We start from the raw sequence: 19,745 nt of genomic DNA on the forward strand, positions 1-19,745 counted from the left end.
CGCGCCGAGGCACGCCGATGCATCCGGCATCGCGCACGCTGCGGTGCAATAAGTCATGTGCATCACGCGCCGCACAGCCATCCCGGCTTCCCCGGATGGTCGTCCAGGCGGCCCTGTGTGATACATTTCGTGGTTAGAACGCAACGCTACCATACCCCACCCGCCGCAGCATGTCCGAGCGAAACGATCACGCCGGCCTACCCCAATCTGGACATGCCAGCCAGGCTACCGAGCCAGGGGGTCCGCACCATCATCATCCGGTCCTGCGCCACACGTTTCGCGTGCTGGCGCTCATCGCGCTCGTCCTGTATTTCATCGTCTCGGTCCTGCTGCTCGGGCTGCGCTACGTTGTGCTGCCGCAAGTGGACAACTTCCGGCCGCGCATCGAGAAGCTCGTCTCCGAGAAGATTCACGCCGAATTCCGCATCGGCAAGCTCGCGCCGCACTGGTCGGGCTTCCAGCCCGGCATCGACATCAGCGATCTGACGATCCGCGACCGCCACGGCGAGATCGCGCTCGACGTGCCGCACGCCACGGCCTCGGTGTCGTGGCGCTCGGTCGTGCTGCTCGAGCCGCTGCTCTCCAGCATCGTGGTCGAGCAGCCCGACGTGCACATCGCCCGCGAGGACGACGGCACGCTCACCATCGCGGGCGTGCCGGTGCCGACCGCGCACACGGGCAACGCCACGTTCACGACCTGGCTCATGCGCCAGCAGGCCATCGTGCTGCGCGGCGGCACGCTGCGCTGGCACGACGCCACGCGCGACGTCCCCGACCTCGCGCTCTCGCACATCCGCCTTGCGATCCTCAACGACGGCTACGACCACCGCGTCGCGCTCCAGGCGCCCGCCGAGGGCACCGTGCTGCACGGCCCGCTCGACTTCCGCGCGCACTTCACGCACGCGCGCTTCGCGCAGGCCGGCAAGCCGATCGGCTGGACCGGCGACACCTATCTGTCGACCGGCCCCGTCGATCTGCCCACGCTCGCGCGCTACATCCACATGCCGATCGCCACCTACGCCGGGCGCATCGACAACTCGATCTGGGCGCACTTCGCGAACGGCCGCATTCTGGAAGCGAGCGGCGCGCTCGAAGGCACCAACGTCGCGCTGCGCGTGCGGCCCACGCAGCCCTTGCTCGACGTGCCCGTCGCGGGCTTCCACTGGAGCGTGGGACTCGAGCCCGGCGACTTCACGCTCAAGCTGCGCGACTTCCACGCCGAACTGGGCCAGCCGCCGCTCGACGACGGCACGCCGCTCACGCGCTCGCTCGCGCTCACGACGCTCGACGCGCGCTTTCGCCAGCAAACGCTCCAGCACGGCCAGCTCATGAGCGTGCGCGGCGACCGCATCGATCTCGGCATCCTCGCCGAATTCATGCGCGCGCTGCCGCTGCCGGGGCGCGTGCTCAACGCGCTCGTGCGCTTCGACCCGCGCGGGCTGGTGGCGAACTACGAGCTGGGCCTCGAGCGCGCGAAGCCCGAGTCGGGCGAGGCGGCCGCCGAGCAGCGCTCCACGAGCCTCGAGCCCATCACCCACTATCGCTTCAAGGGCGACCTGCAAGGCATCAGCGTGAACGCACAGGAGCCGGGGCCGGGTCTCACGCCCCGCGGCCACCCGCGCGCGGGCCTGCCGGGTGTCGAGAACCTCTGGGGACATATCGACGCCGACGAGTCGCACGGCAGCCTCAACCTCGACACCAATCAAGCCGCCATCACGCTGCCCGGCGTATTCGACAACCCGCGCCTCACATTCGACCGCCTCTACGGCGCGGCCAAATGGACCGTGGCCGCCGAGCGCGAGCCCGGCAACCGCCTGAAGGCCTTCACCGTCGACGTCTCAGACTTCGGCGTGCAAAACGCCGACGCGCGCGCGAAGCTGACCGCGCACTACACGAACCCCGGCAAGGGGCGCGGCTCGCTCGACCTGGTCGCCCATTTCGACGAGGCCCAGGTCAAGGCGATCCCGCGCTACCTGCCCACCAGCATCAGCGAGAAAACGCGCATCTATCTCGGCCACGGCCTGCAAGCGGGGCTCTCGAAGGGCGCCACGATCGAGATCCACGGCGACCTGACCAAATTCCCCTACTCGCGCGACCCCGAGGCGGGCCAGTTCCGCATCGTCGCGCCGTTCGCGGGCGGGCGCTTCGACCCGTCGCCGTTCCCGCCGCGCCCGATGCGCAACGGCGCGCCGAACGTCTGGCCGGCGTTCGACGGCATCGACGGCGTGTTCAAGCTGCACGAGAACAAGCTGCGCTTCGACGTCGAGCGCGGCCACTACCGCAACTTCGTGCTGCGCAACGTGAGCGGGCGCATCGAGGAGCTGGGCATCAAGGGCTCCGACATCGTGATCGAGGGCAGCGGGCGCGGGCCGCTCGCGGACCTGCTCGATTACGCGGACAACAGCTCGCTCGGCTACATGTCGAAGCACGCCGCCGCGAAGCTACACGCGCAAGGCCAGTCCACGCTCGCGCTCAAGCTCACGATTCCGCGCAAGCCGATGCCGAAGGTGCTGGTGGCGGGCGCCGTCGGCTTCGAGAACAACACGCTCACCGCGGCCCACCTCCCGCCGATCTCCCAGCTCAACGGCCGCGTGCGCTTCGAGAACCGCAGCGCCACCGTCGAGCGGCTCACGGCGCGCTTTCTCGGCGGCGACCTGCGCGCGAGCGGCGGGCTGCACGAGGACGGCCGCTATTCAGTGAACGTGGCGGGCGACGTGGCCGTCGACGCGGCGCGCGGGCTCGACCTGCGCGGCACGGCGGCGGCCGTGGTCGGCCGCCTTTCGGGCGCGGCGCCCTACTCGCTCTCGGTGGCGGGCGAGCGCGGCCATCTGCCCGACGTGAAGGCCGACGCCGACCTCACCGGCCTCGGGCTCGACCTGCCCGCGCCGTTCGGCAAGAAAGTGGGCGAGCCGATGCCGCTGCGCTTCGCGTTGCAGCCGGGCACGGGCGACGCGACGCAAGGCGACGCCGACGCTGCCGCGTTCCAGCACGCCGAACTCACGCTCGGGCCGCTCGCGGCGCGCTATGTGCTCAAACGCCATCCCGGCCAGGTGCCGGAGGTGATGCGCGGCGCGATCGGCATGAACCGGCCCGCCGACCTGCCTTCGGAAGGCGTGACGGCCGCCGTCGACCTGCCGACCTTCGACGCCGACGCGTGGCGCGCGGTGGTCCAGCAGTTGCGTGCAGCGGCGGCGCAAGCCCAGCTGCCAGGTGCATCGCCCGCGCCTGCGGCGGCCGCACAGCCAAACCTGCCGTCGAACGCAACCCGCACCGCCAACACAACCAACGCCACGAGCGCCACGGCCGCCGCACCCGCCACCGCCGCGTCCTCCCCGCTCGCTCCCAACGGCGCAGTCGGGCAATTCCTGCCTTCGCGCTTCGCCGTGCACGTCGGCATGCTCACGCTGCTCAAGCGGCACTGGGAAAACGTCGTGCTGGGCGCGTCGCGCAGCGGCGAGCGCGGCAACGAATGGCAGGCGAACGTCGCCTCCAACCAGGTGTCGGGCCACGTCGCGTGGAAGCCCGGCGCCGTGCCGGGCGCCCCCGGCACGCTCGAAGCCCGGCTCGCGCGCCTCACCGTGCCCGCCGCCACCGAAAACGACCTGCTCGGCCAGGCGATGTCGCAGCCCGCGCAGAACATGCCGTCGATCGATCTCGTCGTGAACCAGCTCATCGTGCGCGGGCGCGACTTCGGCCGTCTCCAGGTGAACGCGCACAACTACGACGACAACGGCGTGCCGGTCTGGCAGCTCGACCAGCTCGACATCATCAATCCGGACGCGCACTTCACCGCCACGGAGAACTGGCGCGCGGTGGGCGACTCCAGCGCGAGCGACGACTCGGCCGCCGCCGGCATGCAGGCAGAGCGCCGCACCGCGCTCGACTTCCATCTCGACATCAAGGACGCCGGCGCGCTGCTCGAGCGCGCCGGCAAGCCGCACGTGCTCAAGTCGGGCTCGGGCACGCTCACGGGCAACCTGGCGTGGCGCGGCGGCCCGACGCGCGTCGACTTCCCGTCGCTCAACGGCAACCTCGCGCTGGATCTGCACCACGGCCAGATCCTCAAGGTCGATCCTGGCGTGGCGAAGCTGCTCGGCGTGCTGAGCCTGCAAAGCCTCGCGCGCTTCGCGCAGATGGACTTCCGCGACGTGATCGGCGAAGGCCTGCCCTTCACGAGCGTGACGGGCACCGGGCAGATCCAGAACGGCATTGGCAGCACCAACGACTTCAAGCTCGTCACCGCGCCCGCGCGCGCGACGATGGCGGGCAGCGTCGACCTCGCGCACGAAACCCAAGACCTGCGCGTGCGCGTGGTGCCGACGGTCAGCGCGGGCGCGGGCGTGGTCGCGGCGGCCATCATCAATCCGCTTTTCGGGCTGGGCGCGCTGATCGGCGACATCGTGCTCTCGCACACGCTCGAACACGCCTTCGCGATGGACTTCCAGATCACGGGCCCGTGGTCCAAACCGCACGTCGAGCGGCTGCCCGGCGATCAGGGTAAGATGGACGCGCAGACGCCCGCCGCCGCGCACTGAACGCGCACCACGCGCGAACTGAGCGCACACCGGGCGCGCCTCGCGGGTACGCAATATGCGCGAGGCTTCCCAACCTCATTCAAGATCCGCCGATGAGCGCTACTCCCCTTGAGTCGTTTCGCGTCGCCGCGTTGCAGATGGTCAGCACGCCGGATCGCGAACGCAATCTCGCCGAGGCCGAAAAGCTGATCGCCGAGGCCGCCGCCGCGGGCGCGCGCCTCGTGTTGCTGCCCGAATATTTCTGCTTCATGGGCCACAAGGACAGCGACAAGCTCGCCATTCGCGAGCCGCATGGCGACGGCCCGATCCAGCGCTTTCTCGCCGACGCGGCGAAGCGGCACGGCGTGTGGGTGATCGGCGGCACGCTGCCGCTGAAGGCGCCCGAAGAAAACCGCGTGCTCAACACCACGCTCGTGTTCGACCCGAACGGCGAAGAACGCGCGCGCTACGACAAGATCCACCTCTTCAACTTCGAAAAAGGCGCCGAATCGTTCGACGAGGCGCGCACGATCCGTCCCGGCGCCGAGGTGCGCACCTTCGAGGCGCCGTTTGGGCGGGTCGGCCTCTCGGTCTGCTACGATCTGCGCTTTCCCGAGCTGTACCGGCGCATGGGCGATTGCGCGCTGATGGTCGTGCCCTCGGCGTTCACGTACACCACGGGCAAGGCGCACTGGGAAATCCTGCTGCGCGCCCGCGCGATCGAGAACCAGTGCTACGTGCTCGCCGCGGCGCAAGGCGGCAAGCACGAGAACGGCCGGCGCACCTGGGGCCACAGCATGCTGATCGACCCGTGGGGCGAGATCGTGGCCGTGCACGACGAAGAGGCAGGCGTCGTGGCCGGTGACATCGACCACGAACGCATCGCCGCGGTGCGCGCGAGCCTGCCCGCGTGGCGGCATCGCGTGCTCGACTGCGCTTGATTTCGCAGCATCGCGCCCGAATCTTCTTTAGACAGACTCATCGATCGATCCCACTCTTCGCATGAACATCATCGAACCCGGCATCCGCAATCTGGCGACCGCGAAGGAACTGCTCCTTACGCCCTATGGCCTCGACGAGGCAGTGCTCACGCGCACGCTCGGCGAGATCTTCACGCACCGCGTCGACTACGCCGACCTCTACTTCCAGACCACGCGCAGCGAGGCCTGGAGTCTTGAGGAAGGCATCGTCAAGTCGGGCAGCTTCAGCATCGACCAGGGCGTGGGCGTGCGCGCCGTGTCCGGCGAGCGCACCGCTTTCGCGTACTCCGACGACCTCTCGCCCGAAGCGATCCGTCAGGCCGCCATCGCCACGCGCTCGATTGCCAGGGCCGGCGGCGGCAAGCAGAAAATCCAGGTGGCGAAGTCGCTCACCGGCATTGCGGGCCGCGACCTTTACCTGCCGTCCGACCCGCTCTCCTCGCTCGACGCCACCGAAAAGGTGAAGCTGCTCGAGCGCATCGAACAGATGGCGCGCTCGCGCGACCCGCGCATCACCCAGGTGATGGCCGCGCTCGCGGGCGAATACGACGTGGTGCTCGTCGCGCGCAGCGACGGCGCGCTCGCCGCCGACATCCGCCCGCTCGTGCGCGTTTCCGTCACGGTGATCGCCGAGCAGAACGGCCGCCGCGAGATCGGCAACGGCGGCGGCGGCGGCCGCTACGACTACGGCTATTTCACCGACGACATCCTCTCGAAGTACGTGGACGACGCCGTGCACGCGGCTTTGGTGAACCTCGAAGCGCGCCCCGCTCCGGCCGGCGCGATGACCGTCGTGCTCGGCCCGGGCTGGCCCGGCGTGCTGCTGCACGAGGCGATCGGCCACGGCCTGGAAGGCGACTTCAACCGCAAGGGCTCGTCGGCGTTCGCCGGACGCATTGGCGATCAGGTGGCCGCCAAGGGCGTGACCGTGGTGGACGACGGCACGCTGCCCAACCGCCGCGGGTCGCTGAACATCGACGACGAAGGCAACCCCACGCAGTGCACGACGCTGATCGAGGACGGCATTCTCAAGGGCTACATCCAGGACTCGCTCAACGCGCGCCTCATGAAGATGCCTGTGACGGGCAACGCGCGCCGCGAGTCGTACGCCGCGCTGCCGATGCCGCGCATGACCAACACCTACATGCTCAACGGCGACAAGGATCCGCAGGAAATCCTCGCCTCGGTGAAGAACGGCCTCTACGCCGTGAACTTCGGCGGCGGCCAGGTGGACATCACCAACGGCAAGTTCGTGTTCTCGGCCTCCGAGGCGTACATGATCGAGGACGGCAAGATCACCTACCCCGTGAAGGGCGCGACGCTCATCGGCAGCGGCCCCGAGTCGCTCAAGTACGTGAGCATGATCGGCAACGACATGCGCCTCGACTCGGGCGTGGGCGTGTGCGGCAAGGAGGGCCAGAGCGTGCCGGTGGGCGTGGGCCAGCCGACGCTGCGCATCGACCGCATGACGGTGGGCGGCACGGTCTGAGTTGCAGGTTTCGTGCGCGGCAGTGCGGAAAAACCGCATCGCCGCGCGGACTTTCTGCATGCAATACTATTTTTTCGCGGATTGTCCGCTTTTTTGCACAACCCGGCTTGCCAGCCACGAGAAGGCCGGGTTATAAAAGCAATTACCTTTTCGACGTTACGAACGTTCAGACCCAAACCGCCATGTTCGCCACGAAGTTTTACTTTTACTTCTTTTGGTATCTCAGACCGCTGGCGGATCGAGAGGGTTGATAGTACGCGCAGGACCCCGAACACACGAGAAACCGCCAGCCAAGACTGGCGGTTTTTTTTCGCCCTTAGCTTCACGAGCCACATTTTCATCTAACCGAATTTCGAAGCACCGTCCGCACGACGCACGCTACACAGGATCCGGAGAAAACGACCATGCCCCCGCACAACACCGACGATGTCCGCATCCGCGAACTCAAGGAACTCACGCCGCCCGCTCACCTGATCCGCGAATTCCCCTGCTCGGAAGCCGCCTCGACGCTGATCTACGAATCGCGCCGCGCCATGCACCGCATCCTGCACGGCATGGACGACCGCCTGATCGTCATCGTCGGGCCGTGCTCGATTCACGACACCAAGGCCGCCGTCGACTACGCGAAGAAGCTCGTCGAAGAACGCAAGCGCTTCAAGAACGAGCTCGAAATCGTGATGCGCGTGTACTTCGAAAAGCCGCGTACGACGGTGGGCTGGAAAGGCCTCATCAACGACCCGTTCCTCGACAACAGCTTCAAGATCAACGACGGCCTGCGCACCGCGCGCGAACTGCTCGTCTCGATCAACGAACTGGGCCTGCCCGCCGGCACCGAATACCTCGACATGATCAGCCCGCAGTACATCGCCGACCTGATCTCGTGGGGCGCGATCGGTGCGCGCACAACGGAATCGCAGGTGCACCGCGAACTGGCTTCGGGACTGTCGTGCCCGGTGGGCTTCAAGAACGGCACCGACGGCAACGTGAAGATCGCCGTGGACGCCATCAAGGCCGCCTCACAGCCGCACCATTTCCTGTCGGTGACGAAGGGCGGCCACTCGGCCATCGTCTCGACCGCGGGCAATGAGGACTGCCACGTCATCCTGCGCGGCGGCAAGACGCCGAACTACGACGCACAGAGCGTGAACGCCGCGTGCAGCGACATCGGCAAGGCGGGCCTCGCCGCGCGCCTGATGATCGACGCAAGCCACGCGAACAGCTCGAAGAAGCACGAGAACCAGATTCCCGTGTGCGCCGACATCGGCCGCCAGGTCGCGGCGGGCGACGAGCGCATCGTCGGCGTGATGGTGGAATCACACCTCGTGGCGGGTCGCCAGGATCTGAAGGAAGGCTGCGAGCTGACCTACGGCCAGAGCATTACCGATGCGTGCATCGGCTGGGACGAAAGCGTAGGCGTGCTCGAAGGCCTCGCCGAGGCCGTGAAGCAGCGCCGGATCGCGCGCGGCTCGGGCAACTGATGGTGAAGTGATGGCGGCCAGTCGGCGGCGCGTCGCTGTGAAAACTCACAGCCGCGCCGCGCGCTCTGGTCTGATCGCGCCGATACACAAATCGGCGATGCCGATCACGTTGCCGATGAGCCTGCCGCGCCGGTCGAGGTGCGCCTCCGGGCGCACCGATTTCATGCAGTTCATGCTCAGCGCGCGCAGGATGTTGCTGGTCGCTTCCTTGCGCGACATCACGCCTTTGTTGCACAGGTACATTGCGTTGACCACCTGCGAGTAACCGAAGCGGCGGCCCGACACGCGCCCGCCTCGCAAGCCGAGATGGACGCCCAGCAGATAGTCGCAGTACACGACCCCGCCACGGCGCGCAAGCCGCCGCGAGAAGTCCTTGTCCTCCAGCCACCCGTAAAGCACGAGACGCTCGTCAAAGCGCAGATCGGCGATGGCCTGCGCGCGGCACGCCATGTTGCAGCCATACAGCTCCACGCAGGGCCTCAGCGGCGGACGCCGCAACACTTCGGCTTGCGCACCGTCCACGAGCGCGACCGCCTCTTCCCACGGAATCGGCTGCGTGTTGGCGCCGTCGCGCAGCGTACGGCCCGAAAAACCCACGAGCGTCGGGTCGCTTTCGAATAGCTGCACGCAGAGTTCGATCCAGTGCCGCTCGGGCGCGAAGTCGTCGTCCAGGAAGATCACGACATCGGTTTGCGGTGCAAGTGCATCGAGCGCGCGATTGCGCTGCACGCTCGACCCCGCGGTGCCGATGATTTCATCCACGCGCAGACCGTTGGCGTCGTACGGGCCGATATCGTCCGCGTTGCTCGCGGAGAGAATGATCTGGTCCGGCCGCACCGTTTGCCGCGCGAGCAGACGCACGACCCAGGCCGTCGCCGAAGGCCGCCCTTTCGTCGCGATCACCGCCGTGACGCGCATGCGCGCCTTCGCATCATGCACAGCGGCGCAGGGAAGCGGGAGATCATCGGTTGCGCGCGTCGTCATCGGTTTCTCCGCAGTCCGGTGGTCACTTCGACTCACGCCGAGGTTAGCACGGGACCCTCATACGCCCGCGACGCGCCGATTCAAGTTGTCCGAAACGTTCTATTGAACGACTGATTCCAACAGTTTGCGAACGACGTCGCATCGCGCACTGCACGCATGGCGCGTTGTGTATTGATCGCGTATTTACCGCACGCTTTTTATCGCGTTGGAGTCGCGCTTTTTACGCGCCTTTCATTACGCCTTTATCTCGCCTTTTACCGCATGTTTTGCGCGTTTTTATCGCGTCATTATCGTGCTTTTATCGATTACGCATCGCCCATAGCGCGGTAGCGTTTTCCGCTTTCGTCCAATAGCAATTTTTGGATTCCTCTTTTGCAGCCGCTCGCCTAAAACTGCTAGATGAGATTCGCGCAAATTTGACCGAATCAACCATCACCTGGAAGAATCGCCTCAACATGACCGCGTCGACACGTCGGAGCCAGGCAGTGGAAAAGGAGACCGTCACCTCCGGCACACCGCCATGCGAAGGCGAATGCGACGCGGGGCTCACGCGGCTCGCACAGACCAGGCGACCCGTGGTCTTTTACGTGCAGCCGTTGATTGCGCGCTATCGCATCGAAGTCATCGAGTCGCTCAACCGGCTTTTCTCCGTGAAGGTGTTCGCCTGCTCCAAGGGCGTGGAGACCAACGGCTTTTCGCGCGAGAAGCCCGACTGCGACGAGTTCGTCGAAACGCGTATCGCGGGCCTGCCCTCGCGACGCATCCGCATGCAAAGCCAGGTGCTGGGCCGCATCGTTCTCGAACGTCCCGACGCAGTCCTGATCTTTGCAGACGTCCGCTATCTTTCGCTGTGGCTCGCGCTCCTTGCCGGGCGCATGATGCGCGTGCCCGTGCTGATTCACGGCCAGGGGCTCTACCGGCACAAGTCCGCGGGCTTCATGCGCACGGTCTGCTACCGGCTCGCGGTCGCGCTCGCCGTGCGCTACGTCTGCTATACCGAGGCGTCGCGCCGCTCGCTCGTCGACATCGGCTGCCCGATTGCGAAGCTCGTGGTGGCGAACAACTCGCTCACCGTCTCAAGCGGCATCGAACCCGAAGCGAAAACCGGCAGCGAGAACGGCGTCCTCTTCATCGGCAGGCTGCGCGAAGGCTCGGAGATCGAACCGCTGATCGACGTGGTCGGCCAGTTGCATGACGAAGGCAACGATATCGCGCTGCACGTGATCGGCGACGGCGAGCACGGCGAGCGACTCAAACGCAAATACGCCGACCGCACCGATGTGATCTGGTACGGCGCGCTCTTCGACGACGACGCCATCGCCACGATCAGCCGGCGCTGCCGCGTGGGCTGCTATCCCGGTTCGGCGGGACTGAGCGTCGTGCACATGTTCGCGCTGAGCCTGCCGCCCATCGTGCACGACCGGCTGCCGCTGCACATGGGACCGGAGCCGGGTTATGTCGAGGACGGCCGCACCGGCTTTTTCTTCGGCCGCGACGGCGGCGCGCCGGCGCTCGCGGCCACGTTGCGGCGCATCTGGGCCATGCCGCCCGCTGAAATGCGCGCGGCGGCCGCCGCCGCGCATGCCGTGTATTGCCAGCTCAACTCGCCCACGCTCGGCCATCAGCTCGCCGAGATCGTCGAAGCGGCCTTGCGTGCGTGAGCACGTAATCGCCTCCTGAGCGTATCGAGCCAGCAGCGCCTCACTCGGCCATCGCGCCTGCCGCGCGCGCCTGGCGCGACACGCGATACAGCATCCAGCTCGCGCAGGAAGCCAGCCCGAACGTCATCGCCCATGCGATGCCGGTGACGTTCCACAGGTGCATGGCGGGCGGCACCGACACGATCAGCGCCCCGACCTGAAGCAGCGAAGCGACCGTGACCGCGCGCGCGTCGCCCACGGCGCGCAGATACGAAGCCAGCACGGAATTCAGCGCGCTGATCGCCATGTTGATGACGAAGATGCGAAAGAGCGGCACGGCGGAGAGCCACGCCGCGCCAAGCACGAGCGAAAAGAGCGGCTCGGCGGCAAAGCGCAGCACGATCACCACGCACGCGAGACCGAGCGCCGCCGCGGCGAGATACCAGCGGAACAGGCGCGCGGCCGCTTGCGCGCCGCCGCGATGATGCGCGGCGAAGGTGGGGAACAGGTACTGCGACATCGCGAGCGCGGCATCGGCGAGCAGCATCTGCGCGAGCTTCGACGACATCTGCCAGGCGCCCAGTTGCGTCGGCCCGAGCAGCTTGCCGACCACGACCTTGTCGAACTGGTTGGTGATGAGGATGATGACGCTGCTCGCCCAGATCCAGCGGCTAAAGCCGACGTAGTGGCCGATGCCCGACCAGCGCAGCCGCACCGGCGGGCGCGGCGAGAGCGCGATCCACGTGACGATGCTCTTCACCGCCTCGCCGACCATCATGCCGAGCAGCAGCGAATACGGCCCCGCGCCCGCCAGCGCGAGCGCGATGCCGAGGCCGCAGTCGATGCACGCCGACGAGATCTCGATGGCCGCGATGTACTGAAAGTGCCGCTCGCGCTGCGCGATGAAATACGCGGGCGAGGCAAGCCCGCGCAGCAGCGGCAGCAACGCCGCGAGCTGCACGAGCCCAATGGCGCCGCCCAAGTGGAACTGCGCGTCCATGAGCGGCGCGCTTGCAACCAGCAGCAGCCCGATCAGCAAGCCGCGCGTGGCGAGCGTGGTCCACACGGCACCCGCTTCGGCGCGCGAGGGCGGCGCAGGGCCCTGGATCACGGCCTGCGCGAGCCCTGTGTCGGAGAGCGCTTCGGCAATCGCCACCGCGAGCAGCGCGACGCTCGCGAGACCGATCGCGGAAGGCCCGAGAATGCGCCCGATCACGAGGAACTTGACGGCCACGAGGCCCCGCACGACGACCTGTTGCAGCAATACCCAGGTCGCCGCTCCCGGACCGAAACCCGCCTTCACCGGCAACGCCGGCAGCCGCATCGCGCGCAATGTGCCTCTCCCATGTTCGAGAACGCTTTTTGGACCCCGAGTTCTGGACGTTACCGCGGCTCGAATGTCACCGAGCGCCATCAGCCAGGTGGATTCGGACGCCCGGGCCGTGGCGCGTCCGGCCGCGCGCCGCCCCGCCCGGCAACGCAACACGCGCCCGCACCCCAGGCATTTTCGGCCAGCCCACGCTTCGATTTGGCGCGTGCTGCGCGCCCCACGCTGCTATGGTGTTCGAAACACTTTCTATTCGTCAGGCCTCCTGCATGGACACCGTGTCGATCGCCAGATACCGCAGCACCGATCCCAACTCGCCGGACGCACCGGACATGCCCGATGCCAACGACGGCGGCGCGAGCCCTGTTGCCGCGTCATCGACGGACGACGGCTGGATCGCGATCATCGAACCGAACCTCACCGGCCACCGCTGGCGCTACGTCGAGTGGATTTCGCAGGCCTGCGTGGAGGCGGGACATCGCTGCCTCATCATCACCGATACCGAATTCGCGACGCACCCGTTTGCGCAGCGCGTGGTGAGCGCGGCGCGGCCCGATGTGCGGCTCGTGCCGCTCGATCTGCATACGGTGCCTCCCGGCCCGCAATACGCGATGAGCGTGTACATGCGCTTTCGCGCGTTCTACGCGCGCGCGCTCGAACAGGTGAGCCGCACGGAACGCGTGCGCCTGGTCGTCGCGCCCTACGCCGATTACTTCTTCTACACGCTGGGCGGGCTGGGCTCGCCGTTCGGCGACACGCCCTGGATCGCCATCGTCATGGGCATGACGTTTCATCACGCGAATTTTGGCTTGCGCACGCCGCGCCGGCCGCTCGTCGATCTGGCCAAGTCGGCGCTGTTCCGGCGCGCCATGCGCGCACGCGGGTTGCGAACGCTCTTCACGATCGACCCGACCTTGCCCGACTGGTTCGCAGGCACGAAACCGCGACACGCCGCGCCGCTCGACTACGTGGCCGATCCGTTTCCGGAAATCGAGGGCGTGGACCCGCAGCTCGCGCGCGCGCGTCTCGGCCTCGACGCGCACTCGCGTTATCTGCTGGTTTATGGCGCGATCAGCGAGCGCAAGGGCATTCGCGAGTTATTGCCCGCGCTCGCGCACAAACACGACGCGCCCTGCCTCGTGATCGCCGGCGAGCAGGAGGAGTACACGCGCGCGTTCATCAACGAGCACGCGCCGCAACTCACTCATGCGCCCGTGATCTTCGACCAGTTCGTTTCCGAGGACATGGAGCGCGATCTCTTTTCCGCGTGCGACGCCGTCTGGCTCGGCTACAAGCAGCACTACGGGATGAGCGGCGTGCTCGTGCAGGCGTACCGCTTCGGCAAGCCGGTGGTGGCGAGCGCCGACGGTTTGATCGGCTGGTATTGCCGCGACGGCGCCATGGGCCCGCTGATCGACGATCTCGAACCCGCCACGATCTCGCGTGCGCTCGAAGCGCTCGCCCGGCGCTGGAACGAAGGCGCGCCGGTCATGCAGGCGAGCGGCGAGCACCTGCTCTCGCGCAACACGCTCGACCAGTTCAAGCGCACGCTGCAAGCTGCGATGGCTTGAGCGCTTCACCCTGGCAATCCGGCAAATATTTAGCAAACCAAAGCGTTGATCGACCGATCTTGCGTGCACTGCAAGCGGCTCACGCAATCCCTTCGACCTTGCCTTCCACGGCGGAACCCTCCTGGCGTTCAGCAACCACGGCCCCGCGCATGTCGGGGAACAACGCGTCGCGCAGGCGCAGGAACGGGAATTCCACGGCGCGCGTGGTCAGATAGCCCAACGCGATCGCGATGACGAACTGCGCCGCGAGCACCACGGGCCAGGCCACGAGCGAGGGCACGCCGAGCGCGCTCGCCTTGTGGATCAGGTAGTCGCCGGGCGCGAGCGCGAGCGAATGCCAGAGGTAGATCCCGTACGAATACACGCCCAGCCACGCAAGCCCGCGATACAGCCACGTCGAGCGCACGCGCCCCGAATGTTCGAGCACGAGCACGATGAAGGCGCAGAAGCCCAGCGCCTGGATCGTGTAGCCCACGCTCTCGTCGAGCGCGACGTGGGGCGTGGCGAATGCAAGCCAGGCAAGCAGCAGCGCCACCGCGCCGAGGAGCCAGCGTTTCTTCGCGGCGACGGTTTGCCAGATTTCGGGCTTCATCCAGTAGACGGTCGCGAGCATGACGCCGATGAGCAGGCTGTCCATGCGGTACTGCGTGTAATTGAACGCGCCCTCCAGGTCGCCGCTCGCGACCGCCGCACAACGCGCGCCGAGCACGATCAGGCACAGCGTGGCCATCACGACGATGAGCGCGTTCGCGCGCAGCTTGAAATGCGCGAGCAGGATGAGGAGCGCGGGCAGAAACAGATAAAAGTGTTCTTCGACGGCGAGACTCCAGGTTTGCGCAATGGAGGTGCCGAAGTAATTCTGCATGTGCGTGAGGTTTTGCCAGAGAAACGTGTCGCGCGGGTGGCGGCCGGCAATCGCATGAAAGAGGATCAGCGCGTAGTACGCCGGCCAGATCTTGAAGATGCGTCGCACGATGAAGCGCCGCGCGCCGATCCGGCCCGACTGCGCATACTGGCGCAACAGCAGCCCGCCCACGAGAAAACCGCTCAGCGTGAAAAACAGGTTCACGCCTTCGTGGCCGAAGCTTTTCAGCGGGTACTCGAGAATGCCGACCCACGCGTGGCCGGTACGCACGGTGTGAAAGTGATAGCCCATCACGACGAAGATCGCGATGCCACGCACGAAGTCGAGCTCGACGGATCGCCCACGCGTCGACAACCTCACACCGTGCATCAGCTTCATGACGCTTTCCTCGCTCAGTCCGTGCCGAAATCCCCAGCAAGGCAGACGCTGAAAACTTACTCCTGCTGACCCCATCATGCGCACAGCCGCCGTGCAGCGTGCGCCAACTTCCCGGCGTTCTCGGCCACGCGTGTACGGCAAACCACGTACCGGATCAGAATATTTTTCCGGCCGCCACAACCCAGCCGCTTCCCGCCACGCGCATGCGCAAGCCTCTTGCGCCGTTTTATATTGACTTGAGCCTTCGCATGCCACGCGTCTGCACGACGCATTCGTCATGCGACCCCATGCACCGCACCGGGAGGAATGCCGATGCGAAACAAACATGCCGTTTTGTGGATCTGGGTGTGTCTTGTGCCTCTCGCCTTCGACTACAAGGCGCCCGACTCCGGCTTCGGGCACAGCGCACAATGGCTGGCCGTTTTTCCGGCGCTCGCCGGGTCGGCCATCCTCGCGATGATCGGCCCGCGCTTCGCGCGCCCGGCTCGCCTGCGCTCGTTCGTCACGGGCGCGCTCGTATTGAGCCTCGTGGGCAGTGTGATCGCCCAGATGCTCCAGCACAACCCCGTTGGCCAGTACCTGCGCGTGATCCTGCCGTTTTTGCTGTTCGTGCTCGGCTACCTGGCGATGTGCCGCCCGTGGCACCCCATACGCGTCATGCAGATGCAGCGCGCGCTCTACTATGCGAACGTGCTGGGCCTGCTATTCACGTTTTGCTTCGGCCTGCTCGTCGTCGGCGGACCGCTCTCCGATATCCGCTTCCGGATCGTCTCGCCGACCTTGCTGGCGCTGCAAGGCATGCTGCTGCACCAGTTCATCGTCGCGCGGCGCTTCAACATGACGATGGTGCTCGTTTTCCTCGCCACGCTGGTGGTCGAATTGCTGAGCGTCACGCGCAGCCTGCTGCTCGCCACCGTGCTGCTCGCCGTGTTCGCCGCGTGGCTCGCCTCACCGTCGCTGAGCCACCTGATCAAGTCGTTCTTCCGCGCGGGCGTGGCGCTTTCGTTCGTCGTGGCGCTTGGCGTGGGGACGGCCTGGCTTTTTCCGTCCATCACGAACCACTGGAGCCAGCGCGTGAACGCCGCGCAGAAGTCGGACTCCGATCGGGACCCAACCACCGTCACGCGTATCGCGGAGATGCGCGACCAGTACGACCAGGTCACCGCGTCGGCGGAATCGCTGCTGTTCGGCAAGGGCTTTGGCCACGAGTACCGCTATTCGCCGCTCTATTTTCAGTACGTGAACCAGACGTTCAGCAAGTCTGATTATTTCAACACCAGCGACTGGGTGGCGGGCCACAACTTCTGGGTGTACCAGCTCTACGCGGAAGGCATCCTGTTCGGCGCCTGCATGCCGCTCGCGGTGATCGTCGCGCTCGTGGTCGCCGGACGGGCCTTCCGGCGCTGGCGCCGCATCGCGCCGCGCCACCCGCTGCTCATGCCGATGAGCATGGCGATTCTCATGCTCGCCGCGTTGCCGGGCGCGTCGATCGGCGGCAATCCGCTCGGCACGCGCTTCTCGGGGCTCGTGTACGGCATCGCGCTCGGCCTGATCGTTGCGCTGTACTCGCAACTGCATCACCGCATCGACCTCGTGCGCCGTCAGCAGCGCATGCACCCGGCTTACCGGCGCGAACACGCCGAACCCGCTTTCAGACCAACGGCGCCCCCGGCGGCGCCGGTGCCGCTCAATACCTATGCGACTCCGGAGCCCCGATGAACATCCTGCACCTCGTGTCCACCGTCGACCCCCGCTCGGGCGGCCCGATCGAAGGCGTGCGCCAGAGCGGCCTCGCCATGGGCGCGCTCGGCCATCAGATCGAAGTGGCCTCGCTCGATCCGATCGACGCGCCTTACGTGCGCGATTTTCCGCTTTCGCTGCATGCCCTCGGGCCCGGTCGCGGGCACTACGGCTACAGCGCCGGCTACGTGCCGTGGCTGCGCGCGAACGCCGGGCGCTTCGACGCCGCGATCGTGCACGGACTCTGGCAGTACCACGGCTTCGGCGCCTGGCGCGCGCTGCGTCACGCGCAGGTGCCCTACTACGTCTACACGCACGGCATGCTCGACCCGTGGTTCCGCACCACCTATCCCGTCAAGCATATGAAGAAATGGGCGTACTGGCCGTGGGCCGATTATCGCGTGCTGCGCGACGCCGCCGCCGTGGTCTTCACGACCGACGAGGAACGCCTGCTCGCGCGCGAATCGTTCTGGCTCTATCGCGCAAACGAGCGCGTCGTGCCGTTCGGCACCAACGGGCCGCAAGACGACGCGCGCACGTTGCGTGACGCCTTTCTGCAAGCATCGCCGCATTTGCAGAACAAGCGCATCGTGCTTTTTCTCGGCCGTCTGCATCCGAAGAAGGGCTGCGACATGCTGATTCACGCGTTCGCCGAACATGCCCGCGAAACGCCCGACGCGCACCTGCTGATGGCGGGCCCCGACAAGGGCAACTGGCAGCCGGCCTTGCAGGCGATCGCGCAATCGCACGGCATCGCGCACCGCATCAGCTGGCCGGGCATGCTGCAAGGCAACCTCAAGTGGGGCGCGTTTTTTGCAAGCGATGTGTTCGTGCTGCCCTCGCACCAGGAGAACTTCGGCGTGTCGGTGGCGGAGGCGCTCGCGTGCGGTCTGCCCGTGCTGGTCTCCGACAAGGTCGGCGTGTGGCGCGAAGTCGAAGCGGATCAAGCGGGCTTCGTCGCACCGGACACGGTAGCGGGCACGCGGCGGCTTTTCGCGGCGTGGCGCGCACTGGACGAGCGCGCGCGCGACGCGATGCGCGCCCAGGCACGGCACACCTTCGACGCGCGCTTCGCGATGGATCGCATGGTGCGCGCGCTGCTCGGCTTGTTGCAGGAGCATCCGTCGCACGCCGGCGCGCGGCTGCGCGCGGGGCGTCCCATCAACGTCATGGCGCGCGTCGATCCGGATGTGGAGCAGGCGGAGCGCACGGATCGCGCAGAGCACACAGAACACGCGGCGTCGGCACAGAACTGAATGTCGCAGCGCCTTGGCCCGAGGTTGAATCCGCGGGCGGCGCAATGAATCAGATAGCGGATTGGCTGGGATTGGCAGGGGTGACGAAGCAACGCGGCTGAAGCGTCAAAACCATACGAACGATAAGCCTGGCGTTGCACTTTCGTGGCGATGTGCGAATCCTGATAGTGAGGGGGCAAGACTATGTTAAACAACACACCGGTTGGTTCGAGCGCGCAGGCCAACGACGCAACCGCGACGCAACGCACGCACGAGGACCTCTCGTGCAGCGAGGCATGCAACAGCACACGCGCTCATCGCAGGGCGACGGCAGGCCGCGCATGGGCCGCCATGGCGGCGCTTGCGGCGATCACGGCCCTGATCGCGGGCTGCGGGCTGTCGCCCGGCATGACGGCGCCTTCGAGCGTCACCCAGGCGAAGGCCGCCACCGGCGCCGCGCACACCGGCGGCAAGGACGATCAGCCGCCGGCCGGCGCGCTCGTCGAGATCAACAACGAGCTGGTCGCGAAGGAGGCGGCGGAGCGGCCGACCACGATCCCGACCAACGTCGAAACGCTGTTCGGCACGCCCAAGCCCTACACGCTCGGGCCCGGCGACGTGCTAAGCATAGTCGTGTGGGATCACCCCGAGATGAACCTGCCCTCGGGCGGCGGTGGCGGCGGCAACGGGCAGCAGGATCAAAGCGCAAGCCAGGTCCACTCGGGCTATACCGTCGACTCGTCGGGCGCGATCCAAGTGGCCTACGTGGGCCCGATTCACGTGGCCGGGCTCACCGAGATGGAAGCGCGCAACCTCGTGGCGAGCAAGCTCGCCTACTACCTGAACAAGCCGCAGGTGACGCTGCGCATCGAGTCGTATCGCAGCCGCCGCGTGTACGTGGACGGCGAGGTGCGCACGCCGGGCCTCATGGTGCTCAACGACATGACGATGTCGCTGCCCGAGGCGATCAACCGCGCGGGCGGCTTCACGGCGGCGGGCGACCGCTCGCGGGTTAGCGTGACGCGCGGCGACAAGACGATCCTGGTGAACATCCCCGACATGATCAAGAAGGGCGTGAACCCGGACAAGATCCTGCTGCAAAACGGCGATCTCGTGCGCGTGTATTCGGCCAACGAAAGCCGGGTGTTCGTGCTGGGCGAAGTCGGCCATCCCGGTCCGCTTCCGTTCGACAACGGGCATCTGTCGCTGAACGACGCGCTGGGTAACGCGGGCGGCATCAGCCAGGGCTCGGGCGACGCCTCGCAGGTGTACGTGGTGCGCGGGCAAAAAGAAGGACATCGAACGGTCTTCCACCTCGACGCTTCCACGCCGGAAGCGATGGCCACGGCCGACGAGTTCGATCTGAAGCCGAACGACGTGGTGTTCGTCGACGCCTCCGCGCTCGTGAAGTGGAGCCGCGTGGTCAACCTGATCCTGCCGAGCACGCAGGCGGCGGCGGCAGGCCGGGCGGTGGGTTACGGGGGATACTAGTTGGGAGCCGGATGGGAGTTGATGTGAGCAGGCCTGCGGGCCTGCTCACGCTC

Annotated in this window: 12 protein-coding genes; 9 read left to right on the forward strand and 3 right to left on the reverse strand. The window is 66.9% G+C overall.

The genetic code is table 11. The features are described 5' to 3' along the window. The first annotated feature begins 170 nt into the window (after window positions 1-170). From C7401_RS13320 to aroG, 4 genes are all read left to right on the forward strand, one after another. Window positions 171-4,535: a YhdP family phospholipid transporter gene (locus C7401_RS13320; protein ID WP_112171867.1), complete on the forward strand. Its 4,365-nt coding sequence runs from the start codon at window positions 171-173 to the stop codon at window positions 4,533-4,535. A gap of 92 nt (window positions 4,536-4,627) precedes the next feature. Then, the gene (locus C7401_RS13325) at window positions 4,628-5,455 is read left to right on the forward strand and encodes a carbon-nitrogen hydrolase family protein (protein ID WP_112171868.1); all 828 of its coding nucleotides are present in this window, start codon (window positions 4,628-4,630) and stop codon (window positions 5,453-5,455) included. A 61-nt stretch (window positions 5,456-5,516) separates the two neighbouring features. Continuing rightward, window positions 5,517-6,983, forward strand: coding sequence for a metalloprotease TldD (gene tldD, locus C7401_RS13330; RefSeq protein ID WP_112171869.1), 1,467 nt, complete (start codon window positions 5,517-5,519; stop codon window positions 6,981-6,983). Window positions 6,984-7,387: 404 nt separating this feature from the next. Then, a complete protein-coding gene (gene aroG, locus C7401_RS13335) occupies window positions 7,388-8,461 on the forward strand; it encodes a 3-deoxy-7-phosphoheptulonate synthase AroG (RefSeq protein WP_112171870.1) in 1,074 nt (357 codons plus the stop codon). Window positions 8,462-8,506: 45 nt separating this feature from the next. Here the strand turns inward: aroG and C7401_RS13340 are convergent, their stop codons facing one another. Further along, the gene (locus tag C7401_RS13340) at window positions 8,507-9,445 is read right to left on the reverse strand and encodes a glycosyltransferase family 2 protein (protein ID WP_258397050.1); all 939 of its coding nucleotides are present in this window, start codon (window positions 9,443-9,445) and stop codon (window positions 8,507-8,509) included. A gap of 485 nt (window positions 9,446-9,930) precedes the next feature. Here C7401_RS13340 and C7401_RS13345 point away from each other — a divergent pair, with 485 nt between their 5' ends. Further along, window positions 9,931-11,106: a glycosyltransferase gene (locus C7401_RS13345; protein ID WP_244314726.1), complete on the forward strand. Its 1,176-nt coding sequence runs from the start codon at window positions 9,931-9,933 to the stop codon at window positions 11,104-11,106. Between the two features lie 40 nt (window positions 11,107-11,146). On the opposite strand, the gene C7401_RS13350 is transcribed toward C7401_RS13345, so the two are convergent. Continuing rightward, on the reverse strand, window positions 11,147-12,418 hold the full coding sequence (locus C7401_RS13350) for an oligosaccharide flippase family protein (RefSeq protein ID WP_112171871.1): 1,272 nt from the start codon (window positions 12,416-12,418) through the stop codon (window positions 11,147-11,149). A gap of 263 nt (window positions 12,419-12,681) precedes the next feature. Here C7401_RS13350 and C7401_RS13355 point away from each other — a divergent pair, with 263 nt between their 5' ends. Then, complete coding sequence (locus tag C7401_RS13355; protein WP_373864438.1) at window positions 12,682-13,983, forward strand: glycosyltransferase; 1,302 nt, start codon at window positions 12,682-12,684, stop codon at window positions 13,981-13,983. A 79-nt stretch (window positions 13,984-14,062) separates the two neighbouring features. Here the strand turns inward: C7401_RS13355 and C7401_RS13360 are convergent, their stop codons facing one another. After that, window positions 14,063-15,226, reverse strand: coding sequence for an acyltransferase family protein (locus tag C7401_RS13360; RefSeq protein ID WP_112171872.1), 1,164 nt, complete (start codon window positions 15,224-15,226; stop codon window positions 14,063-14,065). Window positions 15,227-15,538: 312 nt separating this feature from the next. Here C7401_RS13360 and C7401_RS13365 point away from each other — a divergent pair, with 312 nt between their 5' ends. From C7401_RS13365 to C7401_RS13375, 3 genes are all read left to right on the forward strand, one after another. Then, entirely contained in the window at window positions 15,539-16,945 is a 1,407-nt protein-coding gene (locus tag C7401_RS13365; protein WP_112171873.1) for a hypothetical protein, read from the forward strand. Next, complete coding sequence (locus tag C7401_RS13370; RefSeq protein WP_181565579.1) at window positions 16,942-18,222, forward strand: glycosyltransferase; 1,281 nt, start codon at window positions 16,942-16,944, stop codon at window positions 18,220-18,222. Before C7401_RS13365 ends, C7401_RS13370 begins: the two co-directional genes overlap by 4 nt. 330 nt (window positions 18,223-18,552) lie before the next feature. Continuing rightward, window positions 18,553-19,692 (forward strand): polysaccharide biosynthesis/export family protein, encoded by a 1,140-nt coding sequence (locus C7401_RS13375; protein WP_112171874.1) that lies wholly within the window; start codon window positions 18,553-18,555, stop codon window positions 19,690-19,692. Window positions 19,693-19,745 lie beyond the last annotated feature (53 nt).

This window comes from Paraburkholderia unamae, from assembly GCF_003268775.1.
GTDB lineage: Bacteria > Pseudomonadota > Gammaproteobacteria > Burkholderiales > Burkholderiaceae > Paraburkholderia > Paraburkholderia unamae.

What these genes read in the sequence shown, in the direction of transcription:
- C7401_RS13375 (WP_112171874.1), top strand. Translation starts at nt 18,553, where the DNA reads ATGGCGGCGCTTGCGGCGATCACGGCCCTGATCGCGGGCTGCGGGCTG.
- C7401_RS13340 (WP_258397050.1), bottom strand. Translation starts at nt 9,445, where the DNA reads ATGACGACGCGCGCAACCGATGATCTCCCGCTTCCCTGCGCCGCTGTG.
- C7401_RS13365 (WP_112171873.1), top strand. Translation starts at nt 15,539, where the DNA reads ATGCGAAACAAACATGCCGTTTTGTGGATCTGGGTGTGTCTTGTGCCT.
- aroG (WP_112171870.1), top strand. Translation starts at nt 7,388, where the DNA reads ATGCCCCCGCACAACACCGACGATGTCCGCATCCGCGAACTCAAGGAA.
- C7401_RS13360 (WP_112171872.1), bottom strand. Translation starts at nt 15,226, where the DNA reads ATGAAGCTGATGCACGGTGTGAGGTTGTCGACGCGTGGGCGATCCGTC.
- C7401_RS13325 (WP_112171868.1), top strand. Translation starts at nt 4,628, where the DNA reads ATGAGCGCTACTCCCCTTGAGTCGTTTCGCGTCGCCGCGTTGCAGATG.
- C7401_RS13370 (WP_181565579.1), top strand. Translation starts at nt 16,942, where the DNA reads ATGAACATCCTGCACCTCGTGTCCACCGTCGACCCCCGCTCGGGCGGC.
- C7401_RS13355 (WP_373864438.1), top strand. Translation starts at nt 12,682, where the DNA reads ATGGACACCGTGTCGATCGCCAGATACCGCAGCACCGATCCCAACTCG.
- C7401_RS13320 (WP_112171867.1), top strand. Translation starts at nt 171, where the DNA reads ATGTCCGAGCGAAACGATCACGCCGGCCTACCCCAATCTGGACATGCC.
- tldD (WP_112171869.1), top strand. Translation starts at nt 5,517, where the DNA reads ATGAACATCATCGAACCCGGCATCCGCAATCTGGCGACCGCGAAGGAA.